At 75.2% G+C, this 21,927-nt stretch carries 21 protein-coding genes; 5 read left to right on the top strand and 16 right to left on the bottom strand.

The annotated features are described in order from the left end of the window. Positions 1 to 7: 7 nt before the first annotated feature. Both ACH4SE_RS07065 and ACH4SE_RS07070 read right to left on the bottom strand, forming a co-directional pair. A complete protein-coding gene (locus ACH4SE_RS07065) occupies positions 8 to 1,222 on the bottom strand; it encodes an acetyl-CoA C-acetyltransferase (RefSeq protein WP_398542282.1) in 1,215 nt (404 codons plus the stop codon). Between the two features lie 94 nt (positions 1,223 to 1,316). Further along, complete coding sequence (locus tag ACH4SE_RS07070; protein ID WP_398542670.1) at positions 1,317 to 2,462, bottom strand: CaiB/BaiF CoA transferase family protein; 1,146 nt, start codon at positions 2,460 to 2,462, stop codon at positions 1,317 to 1,319. Between the two features lie 351 nt (positions 2,463 to 2,813). Here ACH4SE_RS07070 and ACH4SE_RS07075 point away from each other — a divergent pair, with 351 nt between their 5' ends. Together ACH4SE_RS07075 and ACH4SE_RS07080 are read left to right on the top strand one after the other, a co-directional pair. Beyond that, on the top strand, positions 2,814 to 3,179 hold the full coding sequence (locus ACH4SE_RS07075; RefSeq protein ID WP_398542283.1) for a nuclear transport factor 2 family protein: 366 nt from the start codon (positions 2,814 to 2,816) through the stop codon (positions 3,177 to 3,179). 44 nt (positions 3,180 to 3,223) lie between these two features. Beyond that, a complete protein-coding gene (locus tag ACH4SE_RS07080) occupies positions 3,224 to 4,681 on the top strand; it encodes an MFS transporter (RefSeq protein ID WP_398542284.1) in 1,458 nt (485 codons plus the stop codon). A 103-nt stretch (positions 4,682 to 4,784) separates the two neighbouring features. Here the strand turns inward: ACH4SE_RS07080 and ACH4SE_RS07085 are convergent, their stop codons facing one another. The 5 genes from ACH4SE_RS07085 to ACH4SE_RS07105 all read right to left on the bottom strand — a co-directional run bounded on the left by ACH4SE_RS07085 (position 4,785) and on the right by ACH4SE_RS07105 (position 9,092). Continuing rightward, positions 4,785 to 5,225, bottom strand: coding sequence for a nitroreductase family deazaflavin-dependent oxidoreductase (locus tag ACH4SE_RS07085; RefSeq protein ID WP_398542285.1), 441 nt, complete (start codon positions 5,223 to 5,225; stop codon positions 4,785 to 4,787). 72 nt (positions 5,226 to 5,297) lie between these two features. Further along, positions 5,298 to 5,864, bottom strand: a complete 567-nt coding sequence (locus tag ACH4SE_RS07090) for a hypothetical protein (RefSeq protein ID WP_398542286.1) — start codon at positions 5,862 to 5,864, stop codon at positions 5,298 to 5,300. Continuing rightward, positions 5,864 to 6,763, bottom strand: a complete 900-nt coding sequence (htpX, locus tag ACH4SE_RS07095; RefSeq protein WP_398542287.1) for a zinc metalloprotease HtpX — start codon at positions 6,761 to 6,763, stop codon at positions 5,864 to 5,866. The genes ACH4SE_RS07090 and htpX overlap by 1 nt, the downstream gene beginning before the upstream one ends. Before the next feature lie 129 nt (positions 6,764 to 6,892). Then, positions 6,893 to 7,846 (bottom strand): zinc-binding alcohol dehydrogenase family protein, encoded by a 954-nt coding sequence (locus ACH4SE_RS07100; RefSeq protein WP_398542288.1) that lies wholly within the window; start codon positions 7,844 to 7,846, stop codon positions 6,893 to 6,895. A gap of 76 nt (positions 7,847 to 7,922) precedes the next feature. Further along, positions 7,923 to 9,092 (bottom strand): citrate synthase/methylcitrate synthase, encoded by a 1,170-nt coding sequence (locus tag ACH4SE_RS07105; RefSeq protein WP_398542289.1) that lies wholly within the window; start codon positions 9,090 to 9,092, stop codon positions 7,923 to 7,925. A 111-nt stretch (positions 9,093 to 9,203) separates the two neighbouring features. Between ACH4SE_RS07105 and ACH4SE_RS07110 the strand changes: the two genes are divergently transcribed. Beyond that, the gene (locus ACH4SE_RS07110) at positions 9,204 to 10,535 is read left to right on the top strand and encodes a citrate/2-methylcitrate synthase (protein WP_398542290.1); all 1,332 of its coding nucleotides are present in this window, start codon (positions 9,204 to 9,206) and stop codon (positions 10,533 to 10,535) included. Positions 10,536 to 10,678: 143 nt separating this feature from the next. On the opposite strand, the gene ACH4SE_RS07115 is transcribed toward ACH4SE_RS07110, so the two are convergent. Continuing rightward, complete coding sequence (locus tag ACH4SE_RS07115) at positions 10,679 to 10,888, bottom strand: hypothetical protein (RefSeq protein WP_398542291.1); 210 nt, start codon at positions 10,886 to 10,888, stop codon at positions 10,679 to 10,681. Positions 10,889 to 11,009: 121 nt separating this feature from the next. On the opposite strand from ACH4SE_RS07115, the gene trxA reads away from it, so the two are divergent. Both trxA and ACH4SE_RS07125 read left to right on the top strand, forming a co-directional pair. Further along, positions 11,010 to 11,384: a thioredoxin gene (gene trxA, locus ACH4SE_RS07120; RefSeq protein WP_398542292.1), complete on the top strand. Its 375-nt coding sequence runs from the start codon at positions 11,010 to 11,012 to the stop codon at positions 11,382 to 11,384. A gap of 195 nt (positions 11,385 to 11,579) precedes the next feature. Further along, positions 11,580 to 13,208 carry a bifunctional 3'-5' exonuclease/DNA polymerase gene (locus ACH4SE_RS07125; RefSeq protein ID WP_398542671.1) on the top strand — a complete coding sequence of 543 codons (1,629 nt, stop codon included), beginning with the start codon at positions 11,580 to 11,582 and terminating at the stop codon, positions 13,206 to 13,208. Positions 13,209 to 13,221: 13 nt separating this feature from the next. On the opposite strand, the gene ACH4SE_RS07130 is transcribed toward ACH4SE_RS07125, so the two are convergent. From ACH4SE_RS07130 to ACH4SE_RS07165, 8 genes are all read right to left on the bottom strand, one after another. After that, positions 13,222 to 13,437 (bottom strand): hypothetical protein, encoded by a 216-nt coding sequence (locus tag ACH4SE_RS07130; protein ID WP_398542293.1) that lies wholly within the window; start codon positions 13,435 to 13,437, stop codon positions 13,222 to 13,224. Continuing rightward, positions 13,434 to 13,886: a hypothetical protein gene (locus tag ACH4SE_RS07135; RefSeq protein WP_398542294.1), complete on the bottom strand. Its 453-nt coding sequence runs from the start codon at positions 13,884 to 13,886 to the stop codon at positions 13,434 to 13,436. The genes ACH4SE_RS07130 and ACH4SE_RS07135 overlap by 4 nt, the downstream gene beginning before the upstream one ends. 55 nt (positions 13,887 to 13,941) lie before the next feature. After that, complete coding sequence (locus tag ACH4SE_RS07140) at positions 13,942 to 15,435, bottom strand: sensor histidine kinase (protein WP_398542295.1); 1,494 nt, start codon at positions 15,433 to 15,435, stop codon at positions 13,942 to 13,944. After that, a complete protein-coding gene (locus ACH4SE_RS07145; RefSeq protein ID WP_398542296.1) occupies positions 15,432 to 16,187 on the bottom strand; it encodes a response regulator transcription factor in 756 nt (251 codons plus the stop codon). Before ACH4SE_RS07145 ends, ACH4SE_RS07140 begins: the two co-directional genes overlap by 4 nt. A 201-nt stretch (positions 16,188 to 16,388) precedes the next feature. Next, positions 16,389 to 17,366: a YbhN family protein gene (locus tag ACH4SE_RS07150; protein ID WP_398542297.1), complete on the bottom strand. Its 978-nt coding sequence runs from the start codon at positions 17,364 to 17,366 to the stop codon at positions 16,389 to 16,391. 375 nt (positions 17,367 to 17,741) lie between these two features. Continuing rightward, positions 17,742 to 19,658, bottom strand: coding sequence for a ricin-type beta-trefoil lectin domain protein (locus tag ACH4SE_RS07155; protein ID WP_398542298.1), 1,917 nt, complete (start codon positions 19,656 to 19,658; stop codon positions 17,742 to 17,744). A 255-nt stretch (positions 19,659 to 19,913) separates the two neighbouring features. After that, complete coding sequence (locus ACH4SE_RS07160; RefSeq protein WP_398542299.1) at positions 19,914 to 20,939, bottom strand: LacI family DNA-binding transcriptional regulator; 1,026 nt, start codon at positions 20,937 to 20,939, stop codon at positions 19,914 to 19,916. Positions 20,940 to 21,114: 175 nt separating this feature from the next. After that, positions 21,115 to 21,855, bottom strand: coding sequence for a class I SAM-dependent methyltransferase (locus ACH4SE_RS07165; protein ID WP_398542300.1), 741 nt, complete (start codon positions 21,853 to 21,855; stop codon positions 21,115 to 21,117). Positions 21,856 to 21,927: the final 72 nt, after the last annotated feature.

A 21,927-nucleotide genomic window follows, 5' to 3' on the forward strand; every position in this document is an offset into this window, starting at 1 on the left:
GGGCGGGTCAGAGGCGTTCGACGACGGTGGCGACGCCCATGCCGCCGCCGACGCAGAGGGTCACCAGGCCGTAGCGCCCGTCGCGGCGTTCCAGCTCGTCGACGAGGGTGCCGAGCAGCATCGCGCCGGTCGCGCCGAGCGGGTGCCCCAGGGCGATCGCGCCGCCGTTGACGTTGACCTTGTCGAGCCCGACGCCCATGTCGGCGGCGAAGCGCAGCACGACGGCGGCGAAGGCCTCGTTCATCTCGATCAGGTCGATGTCGTCGATGGTCAGGCCGGCCTTGGCGAGCGCCTTGCGGCTGGCGGGCGCGGGCCCGGTGAGCATGATGGTGGGCTCGGACCCGGAGACGGCGGCGGAGACGATCCGGGCGCGGGGCGTCAGCCCGTAGCGCTCGCCGATCTCCCGGCTGCCGACGGCGACGAGCGCGGCGCCGTCGACGATGCCGGAGGAGTTGCCGGCGTGGTGGACGTGGTCGATCTTCTCGACCCAGTGGTATTTCTGCAGGGCGACGGCGTCGAAGCCGCCCAGCTCGCCGATGTCGGCGAAGGACGGCTTGAGCGCGGCGAGCGACTCGGGCGAGGTGCCGGGCCGCAGGTGCTCGTCGCGGTCGAGGACGACCAGGCCGTTGCGGTCCCGCACGGGCACCACGGAGCGGGCGAAGCGGCCCTCCTTCCAGGCCTCGGCGGCCCGCTCCTGCGACAGGGAGGCGTAGCTGTCGACGTCGTGCCGGCTGAAGCCGCCGAGGGTCGCGATGAGGTCGGCGCCGATGCCCTGCGGGACGAAGCCGACCTCGAAGTTGGTCATCGGGTCCATCATCCAGGCGCCGCCGTCGCTGGCCATCGGGACCCGCGACATCGACTCGACGCCGCCGGCGAGGACCAGGTCCTCCCAGCCGGAACGGACCTTCGCCGCCGCCATGTTGACCGCTTCGAGGCCGGAGGCGCAGAAGCGGTTCTCCTGCACGCCGGCCACGGTGTCGGGCAGACCGGCGGCCACGGCGGCGATCCGGGCGATGTCGGAGCCCTGGTCGCCGACCGGGCTGACGACGCCGAGCACGATGTCGTCGATCGCGGCGGGGTCGAGCGCGGGGTACCGCTCGCGCAGCTCCCGGATGAGGCCGACGACCAGGTCGATCGGCTTGGTGCCGTGCAGCGATCCGTTGGCCTTGCCGCGCCCTCGCGGGGTGCGGACGGCGTCGTAGACGTAGGCGTCGGTGCTCAACGTCGGGCCTTTCTGTGCGGGTTCGGTGCGGGCGGCGGATGGGGCCCCGGGTGCGGCCGTGGGCCGCGGGGCGCGGCGTGCGTGCGGTCGTACGTCATGGGCGGCCGGGGGCGGGGCCGGACGGCCGGGCGCCGCCGTCCCGGCGGCCGGCCAGGGCGGGGACGTCCCAGTCGCGCGCCACCTCCGCAGTGTGCGCGCCCGGGAGGGCGGGCGGGCGGCGCAGCGCGGCGGGTGTCGCCGAGAAGCGGGGTGCGGGGGCGGGCTGGACGGTTCCGTCCACCTCGGCGAAGGTGCCGCGGGCTGCCAGGTGCGGATGCCGCGGGGCCTCGGTGAGTGACAGGACGGGCGCCGTGCAGGCGTCGGTGCCGGCGAAGACCGCCGTCCACTCCTCGCGGGTGCGGGTGCGGAAGCGGGCGGCCACGGCGGCCCGCAGCTCGGCCCAGCGGGCCGGGTCGTCGCGGAGCGCGGCCTCCTGCGGGGACAGGCCGAGCAGGGTGCTGAAGGTGTCGTAGAAGCGCTGTTCGAGGGCGCCGACCGCCATGTGGCCGCCGTCGGAGGTGGCGTACACACCGTAGAAGGGCGCGCCGCCGTCCAGCAGGTTGACGCCCCTGCGGTCCTGCCAGGCGCCCGCGGCGACCATGCCGTGCAGCAGGGTGCCCAGGTGGGCGGTGCCGTCCACGATGGCCGCGTCGACCACCTGCCCGCGGCCGTGGGCACGGGCGTGGTGCAGGGCCGCGAGCACACCGGTGACGAGGTAGAGCGCACCGCCCGCGTAGTCGCCGAGCAGGTTCGCCGGGGCGGTGGGGGCTCCGTCGGCGGGGCCGCTGAGGGCCAGGGCACCGGTGATCGCGATGTAGCCGATGTCGTGCCCGGCACTGGCGGCGAGCGGTCCGTGCTGGCCCCAGCCGGTCATCCGGCCGTAGACCAGCCGCGGGTTGCGGGCCAGGCACTCCTGCGGGCCCACGCCCAGGCGCTCGGCGACGCCGGGGCGGTAGCCCTCGACGAGGATGTCGGCGCGCCCTGCCAGGTCGAGGGCGGCCGCGGTGCCCTCCGGCGTCTTGAGGTCGAGCAGCACCGAGCGCTTGTTGCGGTTGGTCAGGTCGGCGGCGGGGGCGACCCCCAGGCCGGGACCGCCGGGGCGGTCGACCCGGACGACGTCGGCGCCCAGGTCCGCGAGCAGCATCGCCGCGAAGGGGCCGGGGCCGATGCCCGCCAGCTCGACCACCCGCACCCCGGCCAGCGGGCCGGGCCCGGGCGGAGCGGGCGGTGGAGGCGGGTCTGACACTGACGATGTCACACCCGCGATCGTAGAAACGTGTTCCAGTTTTCGCAAGGGTTCGGCTGAGCGGGCGCTTAGCGCGGGCGCCCCGTCCGGCCGGCGCCCCACCGCGCCACCGCCCACCACCGCGCCGCGCAGCCCTGTGACCTGCTGCCCGTCCCCTCCGGCAGGGAGCCGCGGACGTGTACAGCGGTGACCGGTCGGCGATTACCTAACGATGACCGATTCGGCCGTACGGCGCGGTCCGTAACTTCATGACCTGCAAGGACACGGCGCAACACGGCGCCGCAGACAGCAGGGAGACACCCCGTCATGAGCGACATCCAGCAGCTGGCCGAGCAGTACATCGCCCTCTGGAACGAGACCGACCCGGCCGCCCGGCGCGCCGCGATCGGCGAGGTCTTCGCGGCGGACGCCCGCTACACCGACCCGCTGGCGGACGTCACCGGCCCCGACGCCCTGGACGCCGTCGTCGGCGCGGTGCAGGCGCAGTTCGCGGGCCTGGTCTTCACCCTCGGCCCGGTCGACACCCACCACGACATCGCCCGCTTCACCTGGGAGCTGGGACCGGCCGGCGGCGAGTCGCTGGTGGTCGGCTTCGACGTCATCTCGACCGGCGAGGACGGCCTGATCCAGCGGGTCCACGGCTTCCTCGACAAGGTCCCGGCCGGCGCCTGACCGGCCCCGCTCCCCCGCCCCTCTTCCCGACAGGAGATTCAGCCATGGCCTCGGCCACCTCCACGCTCTCGGCGTCCGCTCCCGCGGACGCGGCACCGGCCGCCGGGCGGCCGGGGCTCGGTCTGCCGGTCCTGCTGGCAGCGACCTTCATGACCTCGCTGGACCTCTTCATCGTCAACGTGGCGATACCGGCCGTGCAGGGCGACCTCCACGCCGGCAGCGCGGCGATCCAGTGGGTGGTGGCGGGCTTCGCCCTCGCCGTGGCCACCGGGCTGATCACCGCGGGCCGGCTGGGCGACATCCACGGCAGGCGGCGGATGTTCATGCTGGGGCTCGCGCTCTTCACCGCGACGTCGGCCGCCTGCGGCCTCGCGCCGACCTCCGGGAGCCTGGTGGCGGCACGGGTCTGCCAGGGGCTGTCCGCGGCCCTGATGGGCCCGCAGGTGCTGTCGATCCTGCAGACCGCCTGGACGGGCAGGGCACAGGCCCGCGCCTTCGGGATGTACGGCATGACGATGGGCGTCGGAGCGGTCTTCGGGCAGCTCATCGGCGGGCTGCTGATCAAGGCGGACGTGCTCGGGCTCGGCTGGCGGGCCTGCTTCCTGATCAACGTGCCGATCGGGCTGGCGGCGCTCGCCGTGACCCCGCGGGCGCTGGCCGAGTCGCGGGCGCCGCGCCGCCCGCGGCTGGACAACACCGGTGTGGCACTGTCCACGGCCGCCACGATCGCGCTGGTGCTGCCCCTGATCCAGGGGCGTGCGCTGGGCTGGCCGGTGTGGACGTGGGTGTGCCTCGCGGGCTCCGCGGTGCTCTTCGCGGGCTTCGTGGCGCACCAGCGCCGGGTGGGCGCGGCGGGCGGCGACCCGGTGGTGGACATCGCGCTCTTCCGGCAGCGCGGCTTCGCGGCCGGCGCCGTCGCGCAGCTGGTCTTCTGGTCCGGGCAGGGCTCGTTCTTCCTCGTCCTGGCGCTGTACCTGCAGGCCGGACGCGGGCTCGAAGCACTGACCTCGGGCGTGGTCTTCGTGGCGATCGGCGCCGGCTACCTGCTGACGTCGACCACCGCGCACCGCATCGCCGAACGCCTGGGCAGCCGGACCGTGCCGGTGGGCGCGCTGGTCATGGCGGCGGGCCTGGGCGCGCTGTGGGAGGCCGTGCACGCCTCGGGGACCACGGGCAGCCTGTGGGAGCTGGTGCCCGGGCTCTTCCTCGACGGCGCCGGCATGGGCCTGGTCATCGCCCCGCTGACCCACGCCTCCCTCGGCACCGTCCCCGCCCACCTGGTGGGCGCCGCCTCCGGCGTGGTGGCGACGATCCAGCAGGTCAGCGGCGCGCTGGGCATCGCGCTGATCGGCATCGTCTTCTACGGCGCGGTGGGTGCCGGGGCGCCGGGCCGCTACCCGCACGCCTTCGGCCTCGGCCTCGCCTTCCTGCTGGCGCTCGAACTGGCACTGGCCGCCCTGACCACCTGGATGGCGGTGCGCAAGGCCCCCGCCGACCGGTAGGCGCCGGCGGACGGCATGACGCAGGACGTAAGGGGCGCCCCTCCGGGAGGGGCGCCCCTTACCCGTGCCCGCTACGGGCCGGTGCGCGTGCTCGCCGGAGGCGTCAGACGCGGGTGAGGCGGATGACGGGGATCTCGCGCTCGGTGCTCTTCTGGTAGTCCTCGTAGGGCGGGTAGACCTCCACCAGGCCCGGCCAGACCTCGGCCTTCTCCTCGGGGGTCAGCACCTCGGCGCGGGCGGTGAAGCGCTCGCCGAGCACCCGCACGTGGACCTCGGGGTTGGCGACGAGGCTCCTGAACCACAGCGGGTGCTCGGGGGCACCTCCCTTGGAGGCCACGATCAGGTAGTCCTCACCGGACCGCCCGTAGATGAGCACCGTGCGCCGCCACTCGCCGGTACGCCAGCCCTGGTAGTCCAGCAGCAGGCACGGCGAGCCCTTCATGTCGGTGGCCTCGGTGCCGTCCGACTCCTCGTACCGTCTGGCCTGGTCCGCCACCCACGACTCGGGGCTGATCTTCACGGTGGCGGGGTCGTACGTGGTCATCCGTGCGCCTCCTGACGGGTCCGTCCTGCAACAGCTCCACCATAGGCACCGTGTGCCCCGCAGGCCCGGTCTTCAGCCGCCCATGCCGGGCGCGCCCCAGACCGGGAACCACCGCGCCAGGTCCTGCTCCAGCCGCAGGTCATTGGCGACCAGGGCCTTGACCTGGAGTTCCAGGGCGTGGTCGCGCTTCTCACCGGGCAGCGGGGCGAAGGGGTAGAAGGACCCGCGCTTGTAGAGGTAGACCAGGGCCATCCGGCGGTCCTCGGGGTCCTGCGGGTCGTGGAAGGCAACCAGCGAGCACAGCAGCTGCGGGCCGAACCCGCCGGACTCCAGCGCCGAATTGACCGCGTGCAGATCCGTCACGAGGTCGTTCGTCTCGTCCGGGGCGTGCCGGGACTCCAGCCAGGTGTAGCCGTAGGAGTCGCGGCTGGACTCCAGCGGCAGCAGGGCGTGCAGATCCTGCTGGATCTCGGTGAAGGCCCCGCCCTCGACGGCCGCGAAGCACACCGCTCCGCGGCCGGTCGGGCGCAGCGCGCTCGCGGCCTCCAGGGTCAGCGCGGCCGAGGCGAGCCCGAAGAGCTGGTCGAGATCCGGCTTCACGGGCTTGCTGCGGCCCAGCAGCACATCCAGCAGTCCCATCAGCGGCGGTCCAGTTCGACGGTGACGGCGGCGAGCTGGGCGAGGCGCTGCTCCAGGCTCGGGTGGGTGGCGAGCAGCCTGGAGACGGTGGCGCTGGAGGTCAGCGCCGGCGCGAAGTAGAAGGCGTTGAAGGGCTCGGTGGCGCGCAGGTCCCTCGTCGGGATCGCGGCGAGCTCGCCGCTGACCTTGGTGAGCGCGGAGGCCAGCGCGGAGGGGCGCCCGGTCAGCAGCGCGGCGCTGCGGTCGGCGGACAGCTCCCGGTAGCGCGACAGCATCCGGGTGAGCAGGAAGCTGACCGCGTAGACCGCGGCGCTGACCAGCGGCACCAGGACGACGAGCGCGGTGGTGCCGGGATCCCGGCTGCGCCGGAAGCCGCCCCACAGGCCGATCCTGGTGATGACACCGGCCAGGACCCCGAGGAAGGACGCGACGGTCATCACCATGACGTCCTTGTGCGCGACGTGGGCCAGCTCGTGCGCCACGACGCCTTCCAGCTCCTCCGGTTCCAGCCGGCGCAGCAGCCCGCTGGTCACGCACACCACCGTGTTCTTCCGGTTGCGGCCGGTCGCGAAGGCGTTCGGCACGTCCGACTGAGCGACGGCGACCTTGGGCTTGGGAAGATCCGCCAGCGCGCAGATCCGGTCGACCACCCCGTGCAGCTCCGGCTGCTCCTCGGGGGTGACCTCGCGGGCTCCCATGCTGAAGGCGGCGATGCGGTCGCTGAACCAGAACTGCGCCACGAAGAGCAGCCCCGCGATGACCAGGATGATCGGCCACGAGCCGCGCAGCAGCGCCAGCAGCGCGCCGACGAAGACGACGTAGAGCAGCCCGATGAGGAACATCGTGACGACCATCCGGGTCGTCAGGCCCCGGTCGGCTGCGAAGCGGTTGCGTGGCATGGGCCCCTCCCGAGCTGTGCGGGGGCGCGGGTCGCGGGCGGCGGCCCAGCGTGCTCGCCTGGTGGTGATTGTGCCTGAGATTTCCTCTCCTGCACCGGTGCAACGTGCTGGGCGACCGACTGGTTCCGCTCATCGGGTCACGTCGAGCACCAGCTTCCCCACCGTACGCCGGGCCCGCAGGTCGGCGTGCGCCCGCGCCGCCTCCGACAGGCCGTACACGCCGCCGACCTGCGGGCGCAGCCTGCCGTCCGCGGTCATCGCCAGCAGTTCACCGAGCGGCTCGTGGTACATCCCCGGCCTGCCGACGCAGTGCGCGAGCCAGAAGCCGACGACGGCCCGCGAGCGCCCCATGAGCTGCGCGGGTTCCACCGGGGTGGGCGGGACCCGGGACGCCATGCCGTAGGTGACCAGGCGGCCGAAGGGGGCGAGCGCGGCGAGTGACGCGTCGAACACGGGGCCGCCGGTCATCTCCAGCACGATGTCCACCCCGCGCCCGCCACCGGCTTCCGTCAGCCGCTCGGTGAGGCCCTCCGGGTCGGCGTCGACGGCGGTGTCGGCGCCCAGCTCCAGGGCGAGGGCGCGCTTGTCCGCCGTGGACGCGGTGGCGATGATCCGCCCCGCCCCGAAGTGCCGGGCCAGCTGGACGGCGAGCGAACCCGTACCGCCGGCGGCGGCGTGGACGACGACGCTCTCGCCGCCCGCCAGCCGCGCGCAGGTGCGCAGCAGGTGCCAGGCGGTCAGGCCCTGGACGATCAGCGCGAGCGCCTGCGCGTCGGTGACGCCGTCGGGCACGTCGTGCGCCATCCGCTCGGCGACCACGGCCTTCTGGGCGTAGCCGCCGTTGCCCGTGAGGGCCACCACCCGGCGGCCGCCGTCGGTGCGCCCGACGACCTCGGCGCCCGGCACGAGGGGCAGTTCGGTGCGTGAGAGGTAGGAGTTCTCCACCGTGTGCGTGTCGGCGTAGTTCACCCCCGCCGCGTCCACGTCCAGAAGCAGCTGCCCCTCCGCCGGGACGGGGTCGGGCAGTTCGGTCTCCTTCAGGACCTCCGGTCCGCCGAACTCGGTGATCTGGATCGCGCGCACGGGCGACTCCTCCCGGGTGGGCCTCGCACCGGGGACCTCCCGGCGCGCTCATATTACCGACCGGTCGGTACGTATATCAGGCCGCGGGGACGGGGCGGGGCGGCGGCGTGCCCACGTAGCGCGCGGACGGTCGGATGATCTTGCTGTCGGACGCCTGCTCCAGGATGTTCGCACTCCAGCCGACGACGCGCGCGGCGGCGAAGGTCGGGGTGAACATCTCGCGCGGCAGCCCGCACAGCTCCATCACCACGCCCGCGTAGAACTCCACGTTGATGTGCAGCTCCCGCCCCGGCTTCAGCTCGGCGAGGAGCGCCTCGGCCCGCTCCTCCACCCGAACGGCGAAGTCGACCAGCTCGCCACCGATCTCCCGGGCTATGCCCTTGAGCAGCCGCGAGCGCGGATCCTCGGTGCGGTAGACGGGGTGGCCGAAGCCCATGATCCGCTCCCCCGCGGCGATGTGCTCGCGCAGCCAGCCGTCGATGCGCTCCGGCGTGCCGATCGCGTCCAGCGTGTCCAGCGCACGGCTCGGCGCCCCGCCGTGCAGCGGCCCGGACAGCGCCCCCACCGCGCCGACCAGGCAGGCCGCCAGGTCCGCGCCCGTCGAGGCGATGACCCGGGCGGTGAAGGTGGAGGCGTTGAAGCCGTGGTCGACCGTGGAGATCAGGTACTGCTCGACCGCCCGCGCCCGGGCGGGGTCGGGCTCCTCGCCGGTGAGCATGTAGAGGTAGTTCGCGGCGTACGGCAGGTCGTCGCGCGGCTCGACCGGCTCCAGGCCGCGGCCCAGCCGGTGCAGGGCGGTCAGCAGCGTGGGCACTGCCGCGCAGGCGGCGAGCGCGTCCGCCTGCCGGGCGGCGGGATCCAGGTCGTACACCGGGCGGAAGCCCGCGGCGGCACCGGTCAGGGACAGCGCCGTGCGCAGCCCCGCGAGCGGCCCGGAGGGCCCGGTGGCCCGCGCCACCGCCGGCAGCGCCGCCCCGACCTCCGGCGACAGGTGGCGCAGCGCGGCGGTCTGCGCGGTGAAGCGGGCGCGCTCGGCCGGCGTGGGCAGCGTGCCGTGGACCATCAGGTGCCAGACGTCCTCGAAGCTGCGGCTCGCGGCCAGCTCGACCGCGGAGAACTCCCGGTAGTGGTAAAAGCCCTCGGCGCCGCGGACGTCGCCGAGCACGGTGTCGGTCACGATCACGCCCTTCAGCCCGCGCGGGGCCTCCAGCGGGGCGGACGGGGCGGGCGACTGGGTGGTGCGCATGGGTTTCCTCCTCGGCTCTTGATTCGACTGTCCATGATTGATTGAAAATCTGTCAATGTTGATTGAATCAATATGGACGAGGGTTGACGGAAAGTGGGTACGGTGGCGTGCATGACTGAGGGGACGGCGGACGGCACCGCCGGTGGCGGGCAGGCCGCCGAGCGGATCGGTACGCGGGAGGCCGCGCGGCGGCTCGGGGTCAAGCCGGAGACGCTCTACGCGTACGTGAGCCGCGGGCTGCTCGGCAGCAGGCGCTTGCCCGGCGGGCGGGGCAGCACCTTCGACCCGGCGGAGGTCGCCGCGCTCGCCGCCCGCGGCCGTTCCGGACCGGGCCCCGCGGAAGGCGCGGGCGCGGAGGGGGCGGACGGGCCCGGCGGGCCGGACGGGGGCTGGGGACGCATCCGCAGCGGCGTCACCCGCATCGACACCGCCACCGGGGCGTACGCCTTCCGCGGCGTCGACGCCGTCGCGCTCGCGGAGTCGTACGCGTACGAGGAGGCCGCGGAGTGGCTGTGGACCGGGCGGGTGCTGCCCGGCACACGTTTCACCGCTCCCCCCGCGCCGCTGGCGGCCGCCCGCGCGGCGGCGGCCGCGCTGCCCGCGGACAGCGGGGTGATGGACCGCATGCGCGTCGCGGTGATCGCCGCGGGGTGCGCGGACCCGCTGCGCTTCGACCTCGCGCCGGAAGCGGTCCTGGGGTCCGCGCGCGGGCTCATCCCGACCCTGGTCGACGCGCTGCCGCCGGCCGGCGGGGCAGCGGGGGACGTACCGGACGCCGGGGAGCCGATCGCCCGGCGGCTCTGGGCGCGGCTGACCCGCCGGGAGCCGGGCCCGGCGGCGCTGCGCGTGCTGGACACCGCGCTGGTGCTGCTCCTCGACCACGGCCTGGCGGCGTCCACCCTCGCGGTCCGGGTCGCGGCCTCCGCGCGGGCGCATCCCTACGCGGCGGTGTCCGCCGGTCTCGGCGCGCTCGACGGCCCGCTGCACGGCCAGGCCAGCGCGCTCGCCCACCGCATGCTCGGGGAGGTGCTGGACCGCGGCGGGGCGGGGCCCGTCGTCGCGGAGTACCTGCGCGCCGGGCAGCGCGTACCGGGGCTCGGCCACCGGCTCTACCCCGGCGAGGACCCGCGGGCGCGGCTGCTCTTCGAGCGGCTCGCGGAGGTGCCCGGGGCGGCGGACGCGCTCGCCGCGGCGCGCGACACGGTCGGCACGGTGGCCCGGCACCAGCCGCTGCACGCGAACGTCGACCTGGCCCTCGCGGTGCTCTCCGTCGCCTCCGGCATGCCCGCGGAGGCGGGCGAGGCGGTCTTCGCCGTGGGCCGCACCGCGGGGTGGATCGCGCACGCCCTGGAGGAGTACGCCGAGCCCCCGCTCCGCCTGCGCCCCACGGGCACGTACGCGGGCCCTCCGCCGCCCCGGCCCCTGCCCCGGCCGGCGGGCTAGACCCGCGCCGGGGGGGCAGGCCCCGCCGGGGAGACCGGGCCGCGTCCCGGGCGCGCCCGCCGGCGCGCGCCGCGCGGATCGTCGCCGGCCCGGAGGGGCGGTCCCGGGCTCGCGCCGGGCCACCGGCCGGTGGCCGCCCGGGGCTAGGTGCGGGTCAGGCGGGGGACGTCGGTGACGAGGGCGGACCACTCGGGGTCGGTCTGGCCGGGGACCATGCGGCCCGCGGAACGCCACTGGGCGGCGAGAGCCGCGAAGACGGGGGGCTCCGCCAGGGGATGCAGAACCGTTCCGGCGGGCGGGGGTGCCGTCACCGGGTCCGGCTGGCGGGTCCATTTCGTCTGCGTCGGTGCCATACGCGGACCAACGAGCGGGCCCCGCCGCCCGCGCCGCGGCGGCGCGCGGTATCACCCGAACGGGTGAAGAGCCCGGTCGCGGGTGCGGAATTTCCCGGCAGCGCCACCCGTTGTGGGGGGCATGAGCACTATGGAGCTGACCAAGGAGAACTTCGACGAGGTCGTGTCTTCGAACGACTTCGTCCTCATCGACTTCTGGGCCGCCTGGTGCGGCCCGTGCCGGATGTTCGCCCCGGTGTACGACAAGTCGTCGGACAAGCACGACGACCTCGTCTTCGCGAAGGTGGACACCGAGGCGCAGCCCGAGCTGGCGCAGGCCTTCGGGATCCAGTCGATCCCCACCCTGATGATCATCAGGGAGAAGGTCGCCGTCTTCGCGCAGCCGGGCGCGCTGCCCGAGCCCGCGCTCGAGGACGTCATCTCGCAGGCGCGCGCGCTCGACATGGCCGAGGTCCACAAGTCCGTGGAGCAGGCCCAGGCCGAACAGCAGGGCTGACCGTCCGCCGCCCCTGAGCCCGGCAGGCGCCCCCGCGCCGCCGGGCTCTCTGCCGTGCCCGCACGCGCACCGCACGCGGCCGCGACCGGCCGGGATGTCAGTGGTGGCGCCTACGCTCGCGGTGTGAGGGGAGCCGTGCACGCCGGGACAGGGCGGGTGGCCGTCGTGGCCGACCCGGTGGGCGGCGGCGGGCGGATGTGCGGGCTGGACGAGGAGGGTGCGCGCGCCGGGGAGGTGCACGCGGTCGGGGATCTCGCGGCGGCGGTCCGCCAGATCGAGGCGGAGGTCGCGCCGCGCTGGGTGTGGGCGGGGACGGAGGAGGTCTATCCGGACCTCCTGGACCGCGGCGGGGTCAGACTCGCACGGTGCCACGACGTGCGGCTGGTCGAGTCGCTCCTGCTCGGCGTGGAGGGCCGGCACGGCAGGCCGCGGTCGCTCGGCGCCGCGTGGGCGCGGCTGCACGGCCTGCCGGAGCCGCCGGACGCCCCGGAGCACGGCGCGCAGGGCCAGCCCGTGCTCTTCGCGGCCGACCGGCTGCGGCTGCCGCCGGGTGCGGACGCGCTCGCCGCGCTGGTGGAGGTGCACGCCGACCAGCAGCGCAGGGTCGCCGAGGGCGGGCATCCGGAGCGGATGCGGCTGCTGTGCGCGGCGGAGTCGGCAGGCGCGCTCGCGGCGGTCGAGATGGGGCGGGACGGACTGCCGTGGAGCGCGGCGGTGCACGACGAGCTGCTGACGGGACTGCTGGGCCCGCGTCCGGCCGCCGGGGCGCGGCCCGCCCTGCTGTCCGGCCTCGCACGGCAGATACAGGACGCGCTGGGCGGGCGCCCGGTCAATCCCGACTCCCCCGCCCAGCTGCTGCCCGCCTTCGCCCGCGCGGGCGTGCCGCTCGCGTCGACCCGCTCGCACGAGCTGCGCAAGGTGGCGCACCCCGCGGCGGAGCTGGTGCTGCGCTACAAGGAGCTGTCCCGGATCCACGCCGCGCACGGCTGGGCCTGGCGCGAGGCGTGGGTGCGCGAGGGCCGCTTCCGCCCCGAGTACGTGGCCGGCGGCGTGGTGTCGGGCCGGTGGGCGACCCGTGGCGGCGGGGCGCTGCAGATCCCGCGGCCGCTGCGGGCCGCGGTGGTCGCCGATCCGGGGCACCTGCTGGTGGTCGCCGACGCGGGCCAGCTGGAGCCGCGGGTGCTGGCGGCGATGTCCGGCGACCCGGGCCTGGCGCGGGCGGCTGCCGGCGGCGACCTCTACGCGGCGCTCGCCCGGGACGCCTTCGCCGGCGACCGGCCGCGGGCCAAGATCGCGCTGCTGGCGGCGATGTACGGGCAGACCAGCGGGGAGGCCGGGCAGCTGCTCGCGGTGATGCGGCGCCGCTTCCCGGTCGCGCTCGCGCTGGTGGAGTCCGCGGCCCGTACCGGCGAGGCGGGCGGGACGGTCCGCTCGCAGCTCGGCCGTACGTCGCCCGCGCCGTCCGCCGACCGCTTCCTCGACGACACCGCGGATCCGGCGGACGGCGCCTCGACGGACCGCCGGGCCGCGCGCTCCTGGGGGCGCTTCACGCGGAATTTCGTGATCCAGGCCAGCGCCGCCGACTGGGCGCTCGCGATGCTGGCGGCGCTGCGCCGTGAGCTGGCCGTGATCGGATCCGCGCCGCGGCTGGTCTTCTTCCAGCACGACGAGGTGGTGGTGCACACACCGGCGGAGCTGGCGCCCGCGGTCGAGGCCGCGGTGGCCTCGGCCGCGGACGAGGCCCGGCGGCTGGTCTTCGGCCGTACGCCGGTGCCCTTCCCCCTGGAGACGCACGCCGTGGAGTGCTACGCGGACGCCAAGTAACCCTCCGGGCCGGTCACTTGTCCGATGCGGCGTCGGAGTCCGCCACCGCGGCGGCGGAGTCCGCGTCGTCCACGAGCTTGCGCATGTGCGCCAGGTCCGAGGCGGCGGGCGCCGGGGAGGTGGCGCCCGGGCTGCCGGACGCGCCGTCGTGGCCCCCGCAGCCGGTGAGCAGGAGGGCCGCGGCCAGCGCACCGGCCGGGAGGAGGGCCAGGGCCTGCCGCCGGGTCACTTGCCGGTGCCCTTCCCGGCCTCCGGCCGCTTCTTCACCGGGAAGTTCTGGGTGCCGCACCAGGTGCGGACGGCGTCGAGGTCGGTGGAGCGCGCGCCGAGGGTGGTGACGAGGGAGGTGCGGAAGGTGAGCCGGTCCTTGAGGTAGGTGGCGACCGCGGTGTCGCCCTTGGCCTCGGCGTTGCTGACGCGCTGCTGCAGCCGGGCGACCGACCCGCGTTCGGTGGCGGGGCCGTTGAGCCGGGCCAGCGCGCGGTCGATGCGCGCGTCCACGGTGGGCAGCCGGCGGCACAGGGCGCGGGCGCCGTCGCCCTTCGGCGCCTTGGCGGCGGACGTCGCGGTGGCCGAGGGCGACGGCGTGGCGCCGGTGCCGGCGGTGGCGGAGCCCGCCGCGGCGAGCAGTGCCGCGACCGCTGCGACGGCGGGCACGACCGTACGGGTGGTGCGCATGGGGTGACCTCCTCGATGGCGGCGCCGCGGGCGCGGTGCCGGTTCCGCCGGGAGGCTAGGTGCGCTCTTTGTGGAAATCCTGTGGCGCCTCCCGCACCGCTCCGGGGCTCTCCGTTCCCCCGCCCTCGCCGCCCAGCCAGTCGCGCTGCCGGGGCAGTTCGGGGAGGGCTGCGGGAAGGTCGAGGACGAAGTGCGCGCCGGGCGCGCCGTCGGGCCGGTCCGTGACGGTCACGGTGCCGCCGTGCAGCGCGGCCTGCTGGCCGACGAGGGCGAGGCCGAGTCCGGTTCCGGGGCTGTCGGGGCGGCGGCGGAAGCGCGCGAAGATCCCGCTGCGGGCACCGGGCGGGACCCCGGGGCCGTGGTCGGCGACGGTGAGGCGTACGGCGCTGCCGTCCGCGGTGCGGTGCAGGGCGGCCTCGACCCTTCCGGCGCCGTGCAGCACCGCGTTGCGGAGCAGGTTGTCCACGGCGCTGCGCAGGCCGGGCGGCCAGCCCTGCACGGGGCAGGGCCCGGGGGCGTCGACGGACACCTGGGCTCCGGGGTGGTCGCGGCGCAGGTCGCGCACGGCGGCGTCGAGGATGTCGGCGAGGTCGGCCGGTACGAAGGCGTCGGCCTCGACGAGGTCGCCCTGGGCGAGGGCGCGCAGCATCACCAGCAGCTCCAGCAGCCGGTCGTGGCCCTCCCGCAGGTCGGCGAGGATCTCGGCGCGCTCCCCGGCGCCCGGGGCCGGATCGCCGGCCAGCACGTCGAGGTTGATGCGCATGCCCATCAGCGGGGTGCGCAGCTCGTGGGAGGCGGCGGCGGAGAAGGAGCGGGCGGTGGCGAGGGCCTCGGCGGTGCGGCCGGCCTGCTCGTCGTAGCGGGCGAGCAGCGTGCGGAGGGTACGGGCCAGGTCGTCGACCTCGGGCACCCCGGTGGGGGTGTGGTCGAGGCGGGCGGCGCCGGCCCGCGGGTCGATCCCGGCGGCGCGGCGGCGCAGCAGGGCCAGCGGGCGGGCGAGCCGTACGGCGGCGAGCCATGCGGCCAGTCCGGCGACCGGCGCGGTGAGCAGCGCGACGGTGAGCACCCTGCGGCGGACCTGCGCGATCTGCCGGCGCCCCGCGGTGTCGGCGGAGAAGAGCCACAGCGTGCCGCGCGCCTCGGGCCGCGGGCCGCCGAGCGGTACGGCCAGCGTGCGCCAGCCGCGGCCGTCCGCGGTCAGGGTGAGGGGCCGGGCGGCGGCCGCCGGGTCGGGGAGCACGGCGGAGGCGGGCTGCGGGCCGCCGCTGACGGTGCCCGCGGGGCCGGCCACCCGGATGCCGACGTCCAGGGCGGCGGTGAACAGCCGCCGCTGCCGGGCCTGTTCCACGCCCGCCGGCCGGTCGTTGGCCATCGCCCGCAGCAGCGACAGGGCCTCCGGGCGTACGGCGGCGGCGCGTTCGCTCAGGTGGGCGTCGGCGGCGGCGTGCACGTCCCCGGTGACGAGGCGGACCATGACCCAGCCGGAGGCGAGCACGAGCAGCGGGACGACGACGGCGACGGCCAGCGCGATCCGGGTGGCCAGTCTCATGTGCCGCTCCCGGCGGTTCCGGCGCACGGTGTGCCTTCGGCCGGGCGCAGCACGAAGCCGACGCCGCGCACGGTGTGCAGGATGCGCGGGCGCCCGCCGGCCTCCAGTTTGCGGCGCAGGTAGCTCACGAAGGTGTCCACGGCGTCGCTGCGCACGTCGAAGTCGTAGCCCCACACCCGGTCCAGCAGCTGGTCGCGGGTGAGCACCAGACCCGCGTTGCGCGCGAGGGTCTCCAGCAATTCGAACTCGCGCCGCGTCAGGTCCAGCGGGCTGCCGTCCCGGGTCGCGGTGCGGGCCTCGGGGTCGATGACCAGGCCGCAGGCGCGGACGGGGCCTCCGGGGCGCGGCGGGCGGCGGCGCAGCAGGGCGTGCAGCCGGAGCACCAGTTCGTCGAGCGCGAAGGGTTTGACGAGGTAGTCGTCGGCTCCGGCCTGGAGTCCGGCGACGCGGTCGGCGACCTCGTCGAGCGCGGAGAGGGCGAGCACGGGCAGGTCGTTGCCGGCCGCGCGCAGGGTGCGGCAGACCTCGATGCCGTCGACGCCGGGCATCGAGATGTCCAGCACCAGGACGTCGGGCGGGGCGTCGCCGGCCAGCCGGGCGAGCGCGGCGGCGCCGCCGTCGGCCTCGGTGACGGTGAAGCCGTGCAGGCGCAGGGCGCGGCCGAGGGAGCGGCGGATGACGGCGTCGTCGTCCACCACCAGCACCCGCCCGCTTGCCGCGCCGGGTCCCGTGTCCCCTGTCGTTCCCGCCATCCGGTGTCCTCCGCCCTGTCGTCCGGCGTGCCCCCGCTCTCCTGCCGCCGTACGCCGCGCGTGGTGCGGGCGCAGGCGTGGTGCACGCGGGACCATGCCTACACGGCCGGGGGGCGGAGTGCCACGGCCGGGTCTGCGGCGGGCCGGGCGGGCGGGGCAGGCGGTCGGCCGGTCAGGTACCGATGACCGCGCCCACGGCACTCAGAGTTCGCCGCGGCGCACCAGCAGCGCCAGCACGACCATGCCGGGAAGCAGCGGCAGCCAGGTCGTGACCAGCCGGTAGCCGAGTACCGCCGAGGTCGCCGTCACCCCGGACGCGCCCGCGGTGACCAGTGCGAGCGCGAGCGCGGCGTCCAGCGAGCCCAGTCCCGCCGGGGTCGGCATCCAGCCCGCCGCCGTGCTGGCGAACAGGTACGCCACCACGGCGCCGCCGACCGGGACGGGCGCGTGCACCGCGCGCACCACCGCGACCACGACCGCCGCGTGCATCGCGGGAAAAGCCAGCGAACCGCCCCACAGCGCCGCCACACGGGAGCGGTTGCCGTGCAGGACGCGCACGTCGTGCAGCACCGAGCCGAGCACCTCGCGCAGCCGGTCGCGCAGCCGCCGCACGCAGCGCGTCAGGAGCACGCCGCCCGCCAGGACCGCGACCGCCACGCAGCCGAGCGCCAGCGGGTGGCCGGGCATCACCGGCCCGCCCCCGGTGACACGGCGCAGCTGGAGGGCGCCGGGGAACAGCAGCAGCGCCGTGAGCAGCAGCGCGACCCGCCCCGCGACCGCGGCGCAGGCGCGTACCGCGAGTGCCGCCAGGGCGCGGGTCGGGGTCAGCCCGCGCCGCATCAGCAAGCGCAGGTTGACGGCGTTGCCACCGAGCCCCGCGGGCAGCACGTGGTTGGCGGCGGACGCGGCGAACTGGGTGGCCAGCAGCACGCCGGGCGGCAGCGTCTCGACGACCGCGCCCTGCTGCGCGGCGGCCGAGCACACCCAGGTCATGAAGGCCGCCAGGCACGCCACGGCCAGCCACCCGGTGTCCGCCTCGCCCAGCCGTCCGGCACTGGAGCCGATCACCGCCCATTTGCTGCTCACCAGCGCCGCGACCGCCGCCACCGGCAGCAGCATCACCGCCGACCGCAGCGACACGCGCTGCCGGACGGCACCCTCGTTGCGGGCGATGGACACGGGGGACTCCTCGCAGGGGGACACGGCGGCGTGGGGCGCGGCGTGAGGGCGGGGGCGCAGATCGGGGCGGCACAGGGCAGAGCGGGCGGGACAGACAGCACGGATGCGCACAACCGGAGCGGATCGGACGCCCCCTCAGACTAGGCGGCGCGGATGGCGGCGCCCCACCCCCACGCGGCCGGGCGGGTCAACGTCTGACAAACACCTGCTGACGCCAGGGATGCCCGCCGGGCCCCGCGCGTATGCCGGCGCCCCCGGACACGCCGGACCGCCGGGCCCGCGCGTGTCGCGCGGATCCGGCGGTCCGGCTCTCTTCCTTCAGCGCGACCGGCCGCGGTGAGAGGTCCGCGGCCGGCCGTCCAGGGGTTCAGCGGATCACGCGGCGGGCGCGTTCCACTGCTGGTTGGCAGCGCCGGTGCAGTCCCAGATCTGCAGCCGGGTGCCGTTGGCCGAACTGGGTCCCGTCGCGTCCAGGCACCTGCCGGACTGCGGGTTGACCAGCGCGTTGTTCGCACCCCGGGTCCACACCTGGGAGCCGGTGCCGTTGCAGTCGTACAGCTGCACCTGGGTGCCGTTGGCGGTGCCGGCCGAGGCGACGTCCATGCACTTGCCGAGCGCCTGGAGGGTGGAGCCGGAGGCGGTCCACTGCTGGGCACCGGTGCCGTTGCAGTCGTACAGCTGGACGGCGGTGCCGTTGGCGGTGTTCCCGCCCGCGACGTCGACGCACTTGCCGCCGTAGCCGGTGATCGTGCCGGTGTGGCCGGCGCCGGTCCCGCCGCCGCCGGGCGTGCCCGACCAGGTGAAGGTGGCGGAGGCGCCGCCGGGCAGCGAGTAGGAGAAGTTCTCGTTGCCCCAGTTGACCCGCAGGGTCTGCGCGGAGGACGACTCGTTGTAGGCGATGAGCGCCTTGGAGCCGTCGGGGTTGCGCCAGGCGACGTTGCGGACGGTGGCGTTGTCGGTGGAGGCGACACGGGTCGCGCCGGGCTTCACGAACTTCGTGAGGTGGCCCATCGTGTAGTACTCGATCGTGTAGTCCACCTGCCCGCTGCGGCTGTCACCGTTGTGCACGGTGATCAGACCGGTGCAGGTGCCGCAGCCGCCGTTGTGCGGACCCATGCCCTGGTCGACCGCGAGGCTCCATTTGACCCAGCTCTGGCCCCAGTTGCGGGTGTAGTCGATCAGGTTCTCCATGTCCTCCTTCTGCTGGTTGCCGATCCAGGTGCCCCCGGAGTGCTCGGTGTCGAAGGCGGGCAGGTCCGGGTACTGGTTGTGCACCGTGGTCTGCTCGGAGACGTTGCCGCCGTAGCCGTGCCACGCGATGCCGCCGAAGTTCGGGTCGGTCCGGATCGACGCGTCGGTGACGGTGGGCGCCGCGTAGCTGTCGTAGGTGTCCCAGTTCCAGTCGAGCGCCAGCACCTTGGTGGACAGCCCGGCCGCGTGCAGCGCGGGCAGCAGGTCCGTCTTGGTGAAGTACGCCAGGCCCGAGCCGTTCCACTGCGCGGACGGGTAGCCGGAGCAGCAGGTGGGCTCGTTCTGCACGGTGACGTAGTCCACCGGCACGCCCTGCGCCTGGTAGGCCTGGAGGTACTTGACGAAGTACTGCGCGTAGGCCGCGTAGTACTGCGACTGGAGCCAGCCCTGGCTGTAGGCGCCGTTGTCCTTCATCCACGGCGGCGGAGTCCACGGCGTGCCCATGACCTTGACGTCCGGGTTGAGCTGGCGGGCCTGCTTGGTGAGCGGGACGACGTCGGCGAGATCGTGGGCGATCGAGAAGTGCGCGAGCGTCGGATCGGTCTGGCCGGCCGGCATGTCGTCGTACGTGTAGCTGGTGCGGGCCAGGTCGGAGGCGCCCATCGGGTTGCGCAGGAAGCCCAGGCCGATCCCGTTGACCGGGTCGAAGAGCTTCTGCATGACGCTGTCGCGGGTGGCCGGCGACAGCGCGCCGCTGCTGTTCATCAGCCAGGCGGCGGTGTCGGTGAAGGACGCGCCGCCGCCGGTGAACTTCTGGTAGGTGGTGCCCTCGTCCACCGTGACGTTCTGCCCGGAGCCGCCGGTGCCGGCGGCGAAGGACACCGCGGACTGCCGCTCCAGACCCTTGACGACGTTGCGGCCGCCGGAGTCGTTGGTGGTGGTGAGGTAGACCTGCACGCTCTCGCCCGCCGCCTGCGCGGACGTGGGGACCGCGAGCACCGGGACGACGGCCGCCGCGGCGGAGGTGAGGATCCCGACGGCGGTACGCCGGAGCCGGGAGGTGGTGGATCTGCCCGTGTGGGGCCGGGTTGCTGCGCTCATGAGTCGTTGCCCTTCTTCGCACGTTGGCATGGGCCTGACAGGGACAAGCGTGCAGCGAGGGGGCCCGCACGCTTGTTTCCTCGCTTGTTTCACGACTTATATCGCGACGTGATTTAACTAGGGCACTTCATGGCCGTCAAGGGATCGGGAAGGGCCCGGCGCCATGAAACGCCATGTAACGCGCGGCCGCCGCACGGTACGCGGAAGGCGCCCCGCCGGTGACTCACGGGCGGGGCGACGCCGGAAGGTCCGGGGTCACGCGCCCCGGGGCGCCGTGCTGCCGCGCGGGACCAGGGCGGGCGGCGGGAGCTGGACGTCCGGGACGGGCCCGCCGGCGATGAGCGAGAGCAGGGCCGCGGCGGCCCGCTCGCCGTACTCCATCACCGGGCGGCTGACGGCCGTCAGGGCGGGGTGCACCAGCCGGCACAGCTCGCTGTCGTCCCAGGCGACGAGCGAGAGCTCGCCCGGCACGTGCACGCCCATCTCCTGCGTCACGCTCAGCGCGGCCACCGCCATGACGTCGTTGTCGTACACGATCGCGGTGGGGCGCGCCGAGCCGGACAGCAGCCGCCGGGTGGCGCGGGCGCCCGCCTCGCCGGAGTAGTCGGTGTGGACGCACGGCACGCCTTCGAGGCTCAGCTCCGCGGCGGCCGCGTCGAAGGCCTCGCTGCGCTCGCGGGTGTGCACGAAGTCCGCGGGCCCGGCGACCCGGGCGATCCTGCGGTGGCCCATCGCCGCCAGGTACGCGAGTGTCTCGCGAACGGCCGCACCGTCGTTGATCCACAGCGACGGCACCCCGGAGGACTCCGCCGCGTGCCCGATCACCACGGCCGGCAGTCCCAGCTCCGCGACCAGGCCGGGCCGGGGGTCCTGCTCGCGCAGGTCGACCAGCAGCACGCCGTCCACCCGGCGCTCGCCCCACCAGCGGCGGTAGGCCTCCTGCTCGGCCCTCGCGTCGTCGGTGACCTGGAGCAGCAGCGCGGTGCCGGTGGCCGCGAGGCCGGCCTCGACCCCCGAGATGAGCTGCATGAAGAACGGCTCGATGCCCAGCACCCACGCCGGGCGGTCCACCACCAGGCCGATCGCCCCGCTGCGCCCGTCGGAGAGCGCGCGCGCCGCACTACTGGGGTGCCAGCCCATCCGCGCGGCGATCTCCAGGATCCTGGCCCTGGTCTGCTCCGAGACGCCCGCCTTGCCGTTGAGCGCGTAGGACACGGCGCCCTTGGACACGCCGGCGGCCTCGGCGATGTCGGCGATGGTGGGACGCTTCTTGGGGCTCATGGGGCCTCGATACGGCGGACGGCCCGCGGGCCTGCGCGCCGGGTTCGGCTGGTGGCCGGCCGGCAGGCTGACGGGTGATCGGGTGATCGGCGCCCATACCTTAACAACGCGGGCGGCGGCCCGGCACGGCCCGCCCGCGCCGCCGGGCCCGCCGCCGCGGGACCGCCGTCCGGTGTCAGGCGCGGGTCGCCGAGATCTCCAGCCGTACGTAGTCGACGACCGGCTCGGCCAGGCGCGCGGCCACCGCCGTCACGAAGGGCTCGCGGTCGTCCTCGGCCATCGCGTCCAGGTGGGCGCCCAGGATGACGGTGGCCAGGTACGCCTCCAGCTGCTCGCCGGGCTCGAAACGGGCCGGGTCGGGCCGCAGCCGCACCTCGATGTCGGTGAAGCCCGCCGCCGCCAGCCGCTCACGGGTGTCCTCGACGCCGGCGAAGTCCCACATGTCGCGCTCCCCGCCGGTGACGTCGGCGACGGCGGCGTTGACCGACCTGATGTTGCCGTGGCCGCCGCACTCGGTGACCAGCCGGGCACCCGGGCGCATGCGGGTGGCGAGCGAGGCGAAGAGGGCCGCGTGGTCCTCGATCCAGTGGAAGGCGGCGACGCTGAAGACGGCGTCCACGTCGCCGTCGAAGGGCAGCGGCCGGGTCAGGTCGGCGTGCACGACCTCGACCCGGTCCAGCCGGCCGGCCAGGCGCTCGCGCAGCTGGTCCAGCATGCGGACGGATCCGTCCACGGCGACCACCCGCCCCTGCGGCAGCCGGTCGAGCAGTCCCTCGGTGTCGCGTCCGGTGCCGCACCCCGCGTCGAGCACCCGCTCGTCCCCGCGCAGATCCAGCCGCGCCAGCGTGCGCCGGCCCCAGCCCAGGTGGGGCAGGGGCAGCGAGTCGTAGGTCTTGGCGTCCCATTCCCGGGGCATGGCGCGGTCCTCCCGTGACAAGTCCCGCCGCGGCGCGGCGGGTTCGGGGCCGACACTACGCGCGCCGTCCGT

It is taken from the genome of Streptomyces sp. NPDC020983 (genome assembly GCF_044333485.1).
In the GTDB taxonomy this organism is placed as follows: domain Bacteria; phylum Actinomycetota; class Actinomycetes; order Streptomycetales; family Streptomycetaceae; genus Actinacidiphila.